At 70.5% G+C, this 13,076-nt stretch carries 11 protein-coding genes; 5 read left to right on the forward strand and 6 right to left on the reverse strand.

Going from position 1 to position 13,076, the window contains the following annotated elements; all coding sequences use genetic code 11:
• The first annotated feature begins 3 nt into the window (after window positions 1–3).
• From HOV91_RS14100 to HOV91_RS14110, 3 genes are read left to right on the forward strand one after another with little or no spacing between them, the layout of a single operon-like run.
• Window positions 4–432: a GPW/gp25 family protein gene (locus HOV91_RS14100; RefSeq protein ID WP_174185837.1), complete on the forward strand. Its 429-nt coding sequence runs from the start codon at window positions 4–6 to the stop codon at window positions 430–432.
• Entirely contained in the window at window positions 429–2,405 is a 1,977-nt protein-coding gene (locus HOV91_RS14105) for a putative baseplate assembly protein (protein ID WP_174185838.1), read from the forward strand. The genes HOV91_RS14100 and HOV91_RS14105 overlap by 4 nt, the downstream gene beginning before the upstream one ends.
• Entirely contained in the window at window positions 2,402–2,944 is a 543-nt protein-coding gene (locus tag HOV91_RS14110; protein ID WP_174185839.1) for a phage tail protein, read from the forward strand. Before HOV91_RS14105 ends, HOV91_RS14110 begins: the two co-directional genes overlap by 4 nt.
• On the opposite strand, the gene HOV91_RS14115 is transcribed toward HOV91_RS14110, so the two are convergent.
• Window positions 2,862–5,756, reverse strand: coding sequence for an AfsR/SARP family transcriptional regulator (locus tag HOV91_RS14115; RefSeq protein WP_174185840.1), 2,895 nt, complete (start codon window positions 5,754–5,756; stop codon window positions 2,862–2,864). The two genes, HOV91_RS14110 and HOV91_RS14115, sit on opposite strands and share 83 nt — an antisense overlap.
• 393 nt (window positions 5,757–6,149) lie before the next feature.
• On the opposite strand from HOV91_RS14115, the gene HOV91_RS14120 reads away from it, so the two are divergent.
• Complete coding sequence (locus tag HOV91_RS14120; RefSeq protein WP_312884607.1) at window positions 6,150–6,527, forward strand: YybH family protein; 378 nt, start codon at window positions 6,150–6,152, stop codon at window positions 6,525–6,527.
• Window positions 6,528–6,542: 15 nt separating this feature from the next.
• Here the strand turns inward: HOV91_RS14120 and rsgA are convergent, their stop codons facing one another.
• From rsgA to HOV91_RS14135, 3 genes are all read right to left on the reverse strand, one after another.
• A complete protein-coding gene (gene rsgA / locus HOV91_RS14125; protein ID WP_217440345.1) occupies window positions 6,543–7,424 on the reverse strand; it encodes a ribosome small subunit-dependent GTPase A in 882 nt (293 codons plus the stop codon).
• A 116-nt stretch (window positions 7,425–7,540) separates the two neighbouring features.
• Entirely contained in the window at window positions 7,541–8,833 is a 1,293-nt protein-coding gene (aroA, locus tag HOV91_RS14130) for a 3-phosphoshikimate 1-carboxyvinyltransferase (protein ID WP_174185842.1), read from the reverse strand.
• Between the two features lie 642 nt (window positions 8,834–9,475).
• Window positions 9,476–10,984: an aldehyde dehydrogenase family protein gene (locus tag HOV91_RS14135; protein ID WP_174185843.1), complete on the reverse strand. Its 1,509-nt coding sequence runs from the start codon at window positions 10,982–10,984 to the stop codon at window positions 9,476–9,478.
• A 165-nt stretch (window positions 10,985–11,149) separates the two neighbouring features.
• On the opposite strand from HOV91_RS14135, the gene HOV91_RS14140 reads away from it, so the two are divergent.
• Window positions 11,150–11,938, forward strand: coding sequence for an SOS response-associated peptidase (locus HOV91_RS14140; protein ID WP_174185844.1), 789 nt, complete (start codon window positions 11,150–11,152; stop codon window positions 11,936–11,938).
• Between the two features lie 255 nt (window positions 11,939–12,193).
• Here the strand turns inward: HOV91_RS14140 and HOV91_RS14145 are convergent, their stop codons facing one another.
• Both HOV91_RS14145 and ybaK read right to left on the reverse strand, forming a co-directional pair.
• Window positions 12,194–12,487 (reverse strand): hypothetical protein, encoded by a 294-nt coding sequence (locus HOV91_RS14145; protein ID WP_174185845.1) that lies wholly within the window; start codon window positions 12,485–12,487, stop codon window positions 12,194–12,196.
• 72 nt (window positions 12,488–12,559) lie between these two features.
• On the reverse strand, window positions 12,560–13,054 hold the full coding sequence (ybaK, locus tag HOV91_RS14150; RefSeq protein WP_174185846.1) for a Cys-tRNA(Pro) deacylase: 495 nt from the start codon (window positions 13,052–13,054) through the stop codon (window positions 12,560–12,562).
• Window positions 13,055–13,076 lie beyond the last annotated feature (22 nt).

Genomic DNA, 13,076 nt, shown 5'->3' on the forward strand with positions numbered 1-13,076 from the left:
GCGATGGCCGAACAGTTCATCGGCGCCGGCTGGGCGTTCTTCCCGATGCGGACCGACCACACCGGCGCCATCGCCCTGGTGACCGCCGACCAGGAGATCAAGGAGAGCATCCGGCTGATTCTCGGCACGTCACCGGGGGAGCGGCCGATGCGGCCCGAGTTCGGCTGCGCCATCCATGAATTGGCGTTCGCGCCGGCCGACGCCGCCACCGCGGGGCAGATCGTCTACGAGGTGCGGGCCGCCTTGGAGCGGTGGGAGCCACGCATCGATCTCGACAGCGTGCAGGTGCGTTTCGACGAGGTGGACAACGGGACGCTCTACATCGACGTGCGCTACAGCATTCGCGGCCGCAACGATCCGCGCAATCTGGTGTTCCCGTTCTATGTCATCCCGTCGCACGCGGAGGACAACTACCCGGGAGGTGTGTCGTGACCCTGCCCGCCCCGAATCTCGACGACCGATCCTTCCAGGGGCTTGTCGACGACGCGAAACGTTATGTGCAGCAACACTGCCCGGAGTGGAGCGACCACAATGTCTCCGATCCGGGCATCACCCTGCTGGAAACCTACGCGATGATGGTCGACCAGCTGCTCTACCGGCTCAACCGGGTGCCCGACCGCCTCTACCTGAAGTTCCTGGAGCTGCTGGGCGTCGAGCTGTTCGCGCCGAGCGCGGCGACGGTGCCGGTGACGTTCTGGCTTTCCGCGCCGCGAGCCGAAGTCGTGGCGGTGCCGGCGGGCACACAGACCGCGACCGGGCGCGGGCAAGCCGAGCAGGCCGGGCACTGGCGCAGCGAAACGATCGAGCCGGTCGTGTTCGCGACCGTCGCCGATCTGCCGATCGTGCCCTGTTCGCTGTCCGCGGTCGCCACGGCCACGGTCGACGGCCCGGTGGTCGACTGCACCGACCGGCTCACCACCGGAGTGCAGTTCACCTGCTTCTCCCCGACGCCGAAACCCGGCGACACGTTGCTGCTGGGCCTGTCCGGTCCGGTTCCGTCGTGCGCGGTCGTGTTGCGCTTCGACTGCCGGGTGGAAGGCGTCGGCGTCGATCCGCTCCAGCCTCCGCTGGTCTGGGAGGCGTGGGACGGACGCGGCTGGGTGAACTGCGAACTCGAACACGACGGCACCGGCGGCCTCAACCGTCCTGGAGACGTGGTGCTGCACGTGCCGCCCACGCATCAGGCGTCGTTGATCCAGCGGCGCAGCGGCGGCTGGCTGCGCTGCCGCGTGGTACCCGCCGCGCCGGGGCAGCCGCCCTACACCGCCTCACCCCGGGTGTTCGAGGCGTCGGCTTTCACGATCGGCGGCACCGTGGACGCCCGCTACGCCGAGGTGGTCCGCGACGAGGTGATCGGAATGTCCGAAGGAGTTCCCGCGCAGCGTTTTCCGCTCGATCGGCCACCTGTGGTCACCGAGCCGGGTGAACGGGTGGTCGTCGAAGTCGCTGCGGGCAGCGGGTGGCAGGCGTGGGAGCGCGTCGAGCACTTCGGCGCGAGCGGACCGGACGATCGCCACTTCAGCTTGGACGCCGCCACCGGCACCGTCTGCTTCGGGCCCGGAATCCGGCAACCGGACGGCTCGGTCACCCAGTACGGCGCGGTCCCCCCGAAGGGCGCGCCGATCCGGGTGCCGGTGTATCACACCGGCGGCGGGCGGCGCGGAAATGTCGCCCCCGGAGCCGTGCGGTTGCTACGCAGCTCGCTGCCCTTCGTCACCCGCATCGAGAACCGCAAGCCGGGATCGGGTGGGGTGGACGGCGAAACGGTCGAGAACGCCAAGCTCCGCGCCCCGATGCTGCTGCGCGCCCGCGACCGCGCGGTCACCGTTCGCGACTACGAACTGCTTGCGCGCGCCGCGTCACCGCGCGTCGCCCGTGCCCGCTGCCTGGCCGGCACCGGCCCCGAGGCGGCGGTGGTCCGGGTGCTGCTGGTGCCGGACGTGGACAGCGACGAGCGGGCGGCCGTGCCGTTCGAGCGGCTGCAACCGACGGACGACGTGCTGCGAACCGTCGTGCGATACCTGGACGAACGGCGGATGATCGGCGCGCGCTTGGTCGTGGAGCCGCCCCGCTATCGCGGCGTCACCGTGGTCGCGGCCGTGCGCGCGCGGGCCACCGGCGACCCGTCCCGGGTGCGGGACCGCGCGATCCACGCGCTGAATCGCTACCTGCATCCGATCACCGACGGACCCGACGGCAACGGATGGCCGTTCGGCAGACCGGTGCAGGCCGGGGAGTTGTTCGCGGTGTTGCAGGCGGTCGACGGCATCGAGCAGATCGAGACGCTGCGCTTGTATCCCGCCGACCCGATCAACGGCACCCGTGGGGAGGCCGCCGAACGGATTACGTTGCCGCCCAACGGGTTGGTCTTCTCCTTCGAGCACCAGATCAAGGTGACGTCATGAGCAGGGGCACGGTCGCCGGACTGCCCTCGGCGCACCCGATCAGTGAATTCCTGCCCGGCATCTACCTCGACGACCCGCTCGTCCAGCGCTGGACCGCCGGAATGGACGAGCTGCTCGCACCGGTCTTCCTGACCCTGGACGGGCTGGACGCCTACGTCGACGCCGCCCTCGCGCCCGCGGACTTCCTGCACTGGCTGGCGGGCTGGGTCGACGCCGAGATCGATGAGCGGTGGTCGCTGCCGCGCCGTCGGGCGGTCGTCGCGGCAGCGGTCGCGCTGCACGCGCGCCGTGGCGCCGCCGCGGCCCTGCGGGACCACGTCCGGAGCACCTGCGGCTGCGAAGTCGAGGTGATCGACAGCGGCGGCGCGCGATGGTCCCGCACCCCGGATTCGGCCGCTCCCGGTTCGCCCACGCCGCGGCTGGTGGTCCGGGTGCCCGCTGATCACTGGGACGAGGTCAACCGGTCACGGATCGCACGTGCCGTCGAGTCGATGCGCCCTGCGCACGTCCCGGTCGAGCTGGTGTCGCAACAGACGTGAGCGGGTGCGCCGCGTCGACCCCGAGTTCGTCCAGGACGCGGGCGTAGTCGCGGCGCGCCTGCTGCGCGGCGGCGAGATCGCCCGCGCGATCGTAGGCCGCGATCAGCAGCCGCCACGCGCGATCGGAGTACGGGTCGACGCGCAGGCTGCGCAGCAGCGCCTCGACGGCCGCGGCAGGCTCGCCGCCGCGCAACTCGAGCTCGGCCAGCGCGGCGCCGGCCAGCGCGGCCTGAGTGCGGAGCCGGTCCCGTTCGGGCGCGACCCATTCGGCCGCGCCGTCGCCGGGCAGCAGATCGCCGCGGTACTCCGTGAGCGCGGTGGTGAGCGCGTGGTGCGCGGCGCCGTCGTCACCCATCCGCAGCGCGCGGTGGGCCGCGTCCACCGCGGCGGCGAAGGTGATCACGTCGGCGCTGCTGTCGCCGGGCAGCGCGATGGCGTAGGTCTCGCCTCGCCGCACCAGCAGTGTCGACTTCCCGCGCCCGATCTCGGGCTCCAGGAAATGGCGCACCGCGGACACGGTGACCTGGAGGTTCTGCCTGGCCCGTGCCGCGGTCAGATCGGGCCACAGCGCCGCGACCAGATCCTCACGGTGCACGGCCTGCCCGGCACGCATCGCCAGATACCGCAGTGTCGCCGCGGCCCGGGGGCGCAGCGTCTGACAGTCCAGAGCGAGGCCGTCGACTTCGACCTCGAAGGCGCCCAGGCACCGCACGCGCAGCCGGGGAGCGGGCACCTGCGCCGGGACGTCCGGCGGGTCCGCGCTCGCGGGCTCGGCCCGCCGCACGCGATCGGCAAGCGCGCCCGGCCAAGGCATCCCGATCTCGGCGGCGAGTGCCTTCGCCGCGGCGAGCCGGCCCGTGCCGGGAGCCGCGGGTAGGCCGCTCGCACCGAGCAGCGCGATCACCTGGGCGCCGGGAACACCCGTCGTCCGGGCGAACATCTCCGCGCGGGTGAGCATCGCGGCCGCGCCGGGCCGGTTCTCCAACAGTGTCGCGACTGCCTCGAACGCCAGCACCCAGGCCCGTGCGGTGTCGGCGTGCAGTGCGGCGTAGCGCTCGTCGGCCATCCGCCAGATCGCCGACGACGGCTCACCGGCGAGCAGTTCCCGGCACGCGGCGATGGCGACGGCCAGCGCCGCGCCCCACCGATCGCCGATGGCGTCGCACTCGTCGGCGACCTCGGTGGATCGCCGGGGCGCGCCGAGCATCGACAGCGCTCGGCACAGCCGTACCAGCGTGATCGCGCCGCCTCGCTCGGCGTCGCAGGCCAGGTGCTCGATCCGGGTCGTCGCGTCCTCGCCGCAGACCAGCGCGGCGACGGCGCCGATGAACTGGGTCCACAGATCGAGCAGCAGGGGCGCGCCGCTGTCCGCCGCCGCCTGGGCGCGGTGATAGGCGCCGTAGACGTGCCCGGCCAGCAGCAGTGCGCCGGCACGAGCGAAAGATTCACCGGGACCTTCACTTTCGTCCGTGACATAGTCGAGCGGGTGGCGCATCGTCGCCGCACGGAGCCGATCGATCCAATGCAGCTCCGGCCGGGCCGGAGCGTCCAGCCAGATGTCGACCAAGCGGCGTTCCCTGGCCACCGCGTCGCGCAGATCCGGTTCGGTGAACAGCTGTTCGGCGAGCCGGTAGCGCTGTGACGCTCGATGCAGCCGCCCGGCGGCGACCTCCCGGCGCGCGGTCGCCGTGCACAGCCACGGGTCGTCGTCGACCACCGCGGCGGGCAGGCCCGCGCACCAGACCGGGCTGTGCCGGTCGCCCGCGACCCGGTCGCCGTGCGCCTGCAGGAGTCGGGCCACGTCGGTCCATCGTTCCGCCCGCGCGAACAATCGCACCGCCTCGGCGTGCGCCGCTTCCTGTTCCAGTTGCGCCGCCGCCCGCGCGCACCAGCGCGCGGCCTCGGTGGTGCCCAGTTCCTCCTGCAACGCCGCGGCCAGATGGTGGCGCAGCACCTCGTGGTAGCGGTAGCTGTGTCCGTCGTCGTCGGAGCTGGTCATGGCTTGGCGCCGCTCCAGTTCGGCCAGTAGCGCCCCGGAATCCGTGCGACCGAGCAACAGATCGCAGCGCGGTGCGGTCACCGTCTCGAAAACATGCGTGCGGCGGAGGAATTCGCACAGTTCGGGGGGCAACTCGCCCAGAACGGTGCGGGCGAGATATCCGCGCAGGTAGCGCGAACGCCCGCTGAGGGCGTGGATGGCCGCGCGCCGGTCGCGCGCGCCCAGCGCCTGGGTGGCGAGATGGAACAGGTGCAATCCGGCGGCCCAGCCGTCGGTGTGCCGCGACAGCGCCGCCGCGTCCTCCGGCGGCAGTGGGCGGCCGTAGCAGTCGGCGAACAGCGCCTCTACCTCCCAGCAACGGAACCGCATGTCGTCACCGGAAAGAATGGTGACCCGGCCCAGTTCGGCGCGGACCAGATTGACGGTCGGACGCACGCGGGTGCCGAGCACGACCCGCATCCGTTCGCCCGTCGCGGCCGAATGCGCCAGGACGACACGTTCGAAGGCCGTTTCGGCCGGTCCGCCGACCACGAAATGGAAGTCGTCGACCACCAGCGTGCGCGGTCCCGTCGCCAGGGCGGCCCGAAGCCCGGCCGTGAAGCGCTGCGCGTCGGCGTCGTCCGGATCGGCGCGACACCACGCGACTCGCTCGCCGCACCCGGCCGAGTACTGCTGCATCAGCTGGGTTTTACCCGAGCCTGCCGGCGCGGTGATCACCGCGACGTCCGCGTGCGCGAGACGTTGCAGCAACCGTGCGCGCCGCAGTCCCAGCCCGCCCGCGCCGGACGGCGCCGTGGCTCCGGACATGCGCATGATTCGGGCCTCCCTCACGGACCACTCGGTATGGAACTCGCTAAGAATTCTGCGAGTGATCGTCGGAGTGATCCCGAGTAGCGAGCTACTCGTTTTCGCAGGTCGCTTCGGATCACCGCGACTGGCACGGCGTTTCGGGCCGAGGAGGTCTGTCATCATTGTGGCGTGTCGGGCCGTGACGCGCCCGGGATCGGGCAGGCAAGTGTGCCAGCGGATTTCGGTGCCGCCGGAGGCATGGTTTCCGGTGAGTAGCCCGCGCGCAGGTGTCGGTGGTGGCGACGTGCCGATGTCAGCCGGCCGGACCACGCCACCGCCTCGAGGTCATACCTCCGGGAAACGCGGCCGGTGCGCGGAATGCCCGCACCGCGGGGAAGACCGGCGTATCTTCCTGACGTGGACCGCGCAGCTGTCGAGGCATGGATCGCCGGCTACGAGCGAGCCTGGCGGTCGGCGGGCACCGAGCAGCTCGCCGACCTTTTCGCCGCCGACGCCGGGTATCTCGTCTCCCCCTGGGCGCGGCCGCTGACCGGTCTCGGCGCGCTCGCCGACTTCTGGGAGAGCGGCCGGGACGGGCCCGGCGAGCCGTTCACCATGCGCTCGAGCATCGTCGCGGTGGACGGGGACACCGCGGTGGTCCGGGTCGAGGTGGAATACGCGCGGGACACGCCCGCGCGGTGGCGAGACCTGTGGATTCTGCGCTTCGACGCCACAGGCCGCTGCACGTGGTTCGAGGAATGGCCGTTCGCGCCGGGACAGCCGGACGGTCACTGACTCCGCCGGTCCGGGCTACCAGGACTCGTTGGAGGTCAGGGCGACGAGCAGCCGCCGGATCGCGGCCACCCGGCGTTCCTTGCCGGGCAGCTCGTCCAGCGCGCACTCGGGATCGGCGGGCGGGCCGAGATGGTTGCAGCCGCGCGGGCAGTCCTCGATGGCGCCGGCCAGATCGGTGAAAGCGGCGATGACGTCATCCGGGGTGATGTGGGCCAGGCCGAACGAGCGCACGCCCGGTGTGTCGATGACCCAGCCGCCGTCCGGCAGCGGCAGCGCGACCGACTGGGTGGAGGTGTGCTTGCCCTTGCCGACGCCGGAGACCTCGCCCACCGCCCGCTCCGCGTCCGGGACCAGCCGATTGACCAGCGTGGACTTGCCGACGCCGGAGTGGCCGATCAGCGCGGCGAGTTGGTCGGTGAGCAGACTCAGCACCGGGTCGAGCGGATCGTCGATGCCGCCGTAGACGATGGTGAGGTCGAGATCGTCGAAGGCGGCGGCGAATTCGGATTCCGCGACCAGATCGTGCTTGGTCAGGCACAGCACCGGTTGCAGCCCACCGGCATACGCGGCGACCATGGCGCGCTCCACGAAACCGGTGCGCGGGGGTGGGTCGGCGAGCGCGACCACGATGAACAGGCGGTGCGCGTTGGCCACCACGATGCGCTCGAACGGATCGGTGTCGTCGGCGGTGCGGCGCAACACCGTTCGGCGGTCGGCGACCCGCACGATGCGGGCGAGGCTGTCCGGGCGTCCGGACAGATCGCCGACGATGTCGACCTGGTCGCCGACCACGATCGGGGTGCGGCCCAGCTCCCGCGCCCGCATGGCCACGATCCGGCGCTCCGGATCATCGCCGAGAACACACCCCCAGCGGCCCCGGTCGACCGAGACCACCATGGCAGGCTCGGCGTCGACGTGCTGCGGGCGGGTCTTGGTGCGGGGACGGGAACTACGCCCCGGCCGAATCCGGACGTCGGATTCGTCGTAGCTGGCCGCTGATCGTCTTCCCCGGCTCAGTGCGCCGCTCCCTCGTCGGAGAACGCGGGCTCGAGCATCCGCTCCCAGAGATCGACGAAGTTCGGCAGCGTCTTGGCGGTGGTCCCGATGTCCTCGATCTCGATGCCGGGCACCCGGAGGCCGAGAATCGCTCCCGCGGTGGCCATCCGGTGGTCGGCGTAGGAATGCCACTTGCCGCCGTGCAGCTCGGTGGGCACGATCTCCAGGCCGTCCTCGGTCTCGGTCACCTTGCCACCGAGCCGGTTGATCTCGGTGGAAAGCGCGGCCAGCCGGTCGGTCTCGTGCCCGCGCAGATGCGAGATGCCGCGCAGCACCGACGGCGAGTCGGCCAGCGCGGCCAGCGCCGCGACCGTGGGGGTCAGCTCGCCCACGTCGTGCAGGTCGATGTCTATGCCCGCGAGCCGGTCGGGGCCGTGCACGGTGAGCACGCCGTCGAAGATCCGCGCCTCCGCGCCCATGCGCACCAGGATCTCGCGGATCACGTCACCCGGCTGGGTGGTCAGCCGCGGCCAGTGCGGGATGCTGACCGTGCCGCCGGTGACCGCGGCCGCGGCCAGGAACGGGGTCGCGTTGGACAGGTCCGGCTCGACCTCCCAGTCCACCGCGCGGATCGGCCCGTGCTCCACGGTCCAGGTCTGCTCCTTGAAGCTGTCCGCGGGCGCCTGCACCCGCACGTCGGCGCGGCGCAGCATCTCCACGGTCATCTCGATGTGCGGCATCGACGGCAGCGCCTTGCCGTCGTGGTGCACCACCAGGCCCTCGTCGAAGCGCGCGGCCGACAGCAGCAGACCGGAGACGAACTGCGACGATCCGGACGCATCGATCGTCACGCGTCCGCCGCGCAGCGCGCCTTTGCCGTGCACGGTGAACGGCAGCGCGTCGCCGTCGACGTCGGCGCCGAGCGAGCGCAGCGCGTCCAGGATGGTGCGCAGCGGACGGATCCTGGCCTGCTCGTCACCGTCGAACGCGACATCGCCCGCCGCCAGCGCGGCCACCGGCGGCAGGAAGCGCATCACGGTGCCGGCGAGTCCGCAGTCGACCGTGCCGCCGCCCAGCGGCGCCGGAGTGACGGTCAGCGTGTCGCGCGCGCCTTCGATGTTCGCGCCGAGCGCGCGCAGCGCCGCGATCATCAGATTTGTGTCCCGGCTGCGCAGCGCACCGGTGATCGTGGAGGGACCGTCGGCCAGGGCGGCCAGGATGAGCGCCCGGTTCGTGATCGATTTCGATCCGGGCAGGGTCACGGTCGCGTGTACGGGGACCTCGACATGGGGCGCTGGCCAGAAGTTCACTCGTCCATCATCACACGGGTTAATTTGCCAGCGCCTGCGGCGCTGGGTGTTCGCGGCCCCCTTGTGGCTCGCGTCCGAGTGACCGCCGCTTGCTCCTTCGTCGCCTGCACGGCGGTCACTCGGACGCGAGCCGGGCCGCGAACGCGCATGCTCGGTCTCGCTTCGCTCGAAAGACGTGGTTGGGGTGCGCTGGGCGCGTAGTGGGGGAACTCGCTATCGGGTGCACGCGGTGGGTGGTTGCCGGGTTTTGCCGCGTGGTGCGCGGGCTGGTGATTTGACTCGAACGCTGCTTGTACGTCGCGGCGGTCGCTCGACGCGAGCCGAGCCGGGAGTAGCGGATTGCCCGGTCTCGCTTCGCTCGAAAGTCGTGGTTGAGGTGCGCTGGGCGCGTGGTGGTGAGAACTTGCTGTCGGGTGCACGCGGTGGGTGGTTGCCGGGTTTTGCCGCGTGGTGCGCGGGTCGGTGGTTTGACTCGAACGCCGCTTGCCCGTCGTCGCGGACGCGGCGGTCGCTCGAAGTGAGCCGGGCCGCGAAGTGGCAATGCTTGGTCTCGCTTCGCGTGAGAACGGGAGCTGGCGGATCGGCCCTATGGTGTAGACCGGGTACTCGATGACGTCGAGCACCCGGCCTCGGTGTGGGCTCTTACTTGTGGCGCCCGTGCAGGAAAGGAACGAGCTTGCGCAGCAGCTTCATCGTGGAGTCGGTGCGGCTGTAGCTCAGCAGCGCCATGCCGGGAACGGTGAAGCGCTGCACCGCGATCGAGTGCGGGCGGGCGAACTCGCGCAGGCCGGGCTCGCCGTGGATGCGGCCGATGCCGGAATCGCCGACGCCGCCGAAGGGCAGGCCGGGGATGGCGGCGAAGGCCAGCACGGAGTTCACCGAGGTGGCGCCGACGCGCAGCCTGCGCGCGATCTCCAGGCCGTTCTTCTTCGAGTAGACCGCCGAGGACAGCCCGTACTTGGAGTTGTTGGCCAGCTCGACCGCCTCGTCCACGCCGTCGACGGTGCGGATGGTGATGGTCGGGCCGAAGGTCTCCTCGGCCACCGCCTCGGAGTTCTCGTCGGTGTCGACCAGCACGACCGGTTCGATGAACGGCGCCTTGACCGACTCCGGTCCGCCGAGCACCGCGGTGCCACCGTTCTTCAGCGCGTCCTCGATGTGGCGGCGCACGATGTCGACCTGGCTCGGCATGGTCATCGGGCCGTAGGAGGCCTTGTCGCCGGAACCGGGCTTGACGTCGGTGAGGATGCGCTTGACCTCGGCGACGAACTCTTCGCGCACCGAGCGGTCCACGTAGACCCGCTCCACGCCAGCGCAGGTCTGCCCGCTGTTGGCGGTGGCGCCCCAGGCGACCGCGTCCGCCGCGGCCTTGACGTCGGCGTCGGCGGCGACGATCACCGCGTCCTTGCCGCCGCACTCCAGCAGCACGGGGGTGAGCCGCTCCGCGGCGGCGGCCATGATCCGCTTGCCGGTGGCGGTGGAGCCGGTGAACGCGATCTTGTCGACGTCGGAGCGCACCAGCGCCGCGCCGGTGTCGCCGTAGCCGTTGATCGTGATGAAGACGCCCTCGGGCAGTTCCGGATTGGCCTCGGCGAACGCGTCGGCGAGGAAGTTGCCGATGCCGGTGGAGTATTCGCTCGGCTTGAACACGACGGTATTACCCGCGGCCAGCGCGTAGGCGATGGAGCCGTTCGGGGTGTAGACCGGGTAGTTCCACGGTCCGATCACGCCGACCACGCCGAGCGGGCGCTGCTCGAGCCGGGCGCTGAAGTTCGACATCAGCGCGCCGGGGGAGACCCGCTTGGGGCCGAGCACCTTCTTGGCGTTCTTGGCCGCCCAGGAGATGTGCTCGAGCGCCAGCATCAGTTCCAGGAAAGCGTCGTCGAGCGGCTTGCCGTTCTCGGCGTGGATCAGCTCGCAGAACTTCTCCGAGTTCTGCACCAACCTGCTCGACCAGCGCAGCAGGTGCGTGCGCCGCTCGTCGAAACTCAGCGCGCCCCAGGTGGCGGCCGCCGCGCGGGCCTTGGCGACCGCGGCGGCCACCGCCGCGTCGTCGGCGATGACGTGCGTGCCGATCACCTCGCCTGTCGCCGGATTGACCGACGTCAGAGCCGTGTCGTGATCGGCTGGTTTGGTGTCGGTGGATGTCACAGTAGATCTCCTCTTGCCGTCTGCGGTGGACGGTCGATACGCAGGTCCGAGTGGACGGGCGGCCCGTCCTCCGATGAGAGAATGCTATGCCACAACTCTCAACAGGTCACCAGCTATGGACCAATTGTCTCCGACGATGTCGGTGGCGGATGGGACTATCGGGATATGTGCGGACGATATGCGACCACGACCAACCCGGGCAGGCTCGCGGTCGAGTTGGATGCGATCGACGAGACCGAGGCCGCTGACCAGAACTCTTTCACCAATTACAACGTAGCTCCGACGACGCAGGTTCTCACCGTGGTCGAGCGGCACGACCAGGGCCGGAAAGACGACGACCCGAAGCGCCGTATCCGGCGCATGCGCTGGGGACTGATCCCGGTGTGGACCAAGGCCGCCGAGCCCGGCGTCCCGGTCAAGGGGAAACCGCTGTTCAACGCGCGCGCCGACAAGGCCGCCACCACGCCTTCCTTCCGCGACGCGGTGAAATACCGGCGCTGCCTGGTGCCGATGGACGGCTGGTACGAGTGGGTCGTCGAGCCGAGCGCGGACAAGGGCGCGAAAGGCAAGGTCGCCAAGCATCCGTACTACATGGCCAATGCGGACGGTTCCCGTCTCTACATGGCCGGTCTGTGGTCGATCTGGCGCGACCGCTCCCAGCCGGAGAGCGAGCCGCTGCTGTCGTGCACCATCCTGACCACCGACGCGGTCGGCGATCTGACCCGCATCCACGACCGGATGCCGCTACCCATGCCACAGGAGCACTGGGCGGCGTGGCTGGACCCGGATCACCCGGCACCCGCGAGTCTGCTCGAGACGCCGTCCGAGGAAGCGGTCGCCGCAATCGTCCCCCGACCGGTACCCCCGCTGGTCAACAGCGTGCGCAACAACGGCCCGGAACTGCTCGCCCGAGTGGAGGACCAGAAGGAGCCCGAGCAGATCAGTCTGCTGTGAGCGTCCGCTGTCCAACCGTCCGCGCCGTTGCGCGCACGGCGGTCTCCCGGCCGGTGTCCTGATTCGAGTTCGACGACTACGCGCCCAGCGCACCTCAACTACGTCTTTCGAGCGAAGCGAGACCGAGCATGCGCCGTTCGCGGCCCGGCTCGCGTCCGAGTGGCCGCCGCGTCCGCGACGAAGTCGCCAGCGGTGGTCGCTCGGACGCGAGCCATGAGTGGGCCGCGAACACGCCGCGACGAAGTCGCGGCCGAACTACATCGCGCACTTCACGCTAGGTGAGGCGATGTTCAGCCCGCATTTGATGATTCCGGCGACCAGATCGATCAGCTTGGTGGTGACGTTGCCGCTGAGTTTCTCGGCCTTCTCGGCCTTGTCGTCACTTTTCGAGCCTTGACCGTCGAAGTCGAATACGGAATCGCTGACGTGGGTGATGTTCGGTGCGGCGGCGACCTCGGGTGCGAGGAGGGTCGCCGAACCGAGAGCCAGGAAGAGAGCTCCGGACAACGCGACGATCACGGTGCGCAAACGCTGGTTCGTGGACATCATTCGCATCACATCCTCGAGTCGGTTCGATCTGGCCAGTTCAGTAACGCACAGATCGCGGCGATGGTGGCCGAATTACGCCGATGTCACGGGCGCGGTCACCGCGGCGGTGAGCCGGATCAGGTCGGCGGGCGCGAGTTCGATCTCCAGGCCGCGTCGTCCCGCGCTGCACAGCATGCGGTCCCAGGCCAACGCCGAGTCGTCGATGACGGTGGGCAGCGGTTTGCGCTGACCGAGCGGTGAGATGCCGCCGAGCACGTATCCGGTCGTCTTCTCCGCCCGTGTCTTGTCCGCCATGCTCGCCTTCGGCGCGCCGAGCGCGGCGGCGGCGGCTTTGAGCGACAACGTGTTCGGCACCGGAAGCACGGCCACCGCGAGCGAACCGGTGGACAGTTCGATGACCAGTGTCTTGAAGACCTGCTCGGCCACGATCCCGAGTTCGCCGGCCAGCGCGTCGACCGCCTCGGTGCCGTAGGAGTCGGCGCGTGGATCGTGCTTGTAGGCGTGTACGCGGTGGGACACCTTCGCCTGGGTCAACGCGCGGATCGCCGGAGTCGAGCCTGCTGCCATGGCCGAAACCTTAGCGGCGGCG

This window comes from Nocardia barduliensis, assembly GCF_013315795.1.
Taxonomy (GTDB): Bacteria; Actinomycetota; Actinomycetes; order Mycobacteriales; family Mycobacteriaceae; genus Nocardia; species Nocardia barduliensis.

What these genes read in the sequence shown, in the direction of transcription:
- HOV91_RS14100 (WP_174185837.1), top strand. Translation starts at nt 4, where the DNA reads ATGGCCGAACAGTTCATCGGCGCCGGCTGGGCGTTCTTCCCGATGCGG.
- HOV91_RS14110 (WP_174185839.1), top strand. Translation starts at nt 2,402, where the DNA reads ATGAGCAGGGGCACGGTCGCCGGACTGCCCTCGGCGCACCCGATCAGT.
- HOV91_RS14115 (WP_174185840.1), bottom strand. Translation starts at nt 5,756, where the DNA reads ATGCGCATGTCCGGAGCCACGGCGCCGTCCGGCGCGGGCGGGCTGGGA.
- rsgA (WP_217440345.1), bottom strand. Translation starts at nt 7,424, where the DNA reads ATGGTGGTCTCGGTCGACCGGGGCCGCTGGGGGTGTGTTCTCGGCGAT.
- HOV91_RS14140 (WP_174185844.1), top strand. Translation starts at nt 11,150, where the DNA reads ATGTGCGGACGATATGCGACCACGACCAACCCGGGCAGGCTCGCGGTC.
- HOV91_RS14145 (WP_174185845.1), bottom strand. Translation starts at nt 12,487, where the DNA reads ATGATGTCCACGAACCAGCGTTTGCGCACCGTGATCGTCGCGTTGTCC.
- ybaK (WP_174185846.1), bottom strand. Translation starts at nt 13,054, where the DNA reads ATGGCAGCAGGCTCGACTCCGGCGATCCGCGCGTTGACCCAGGCGAAG.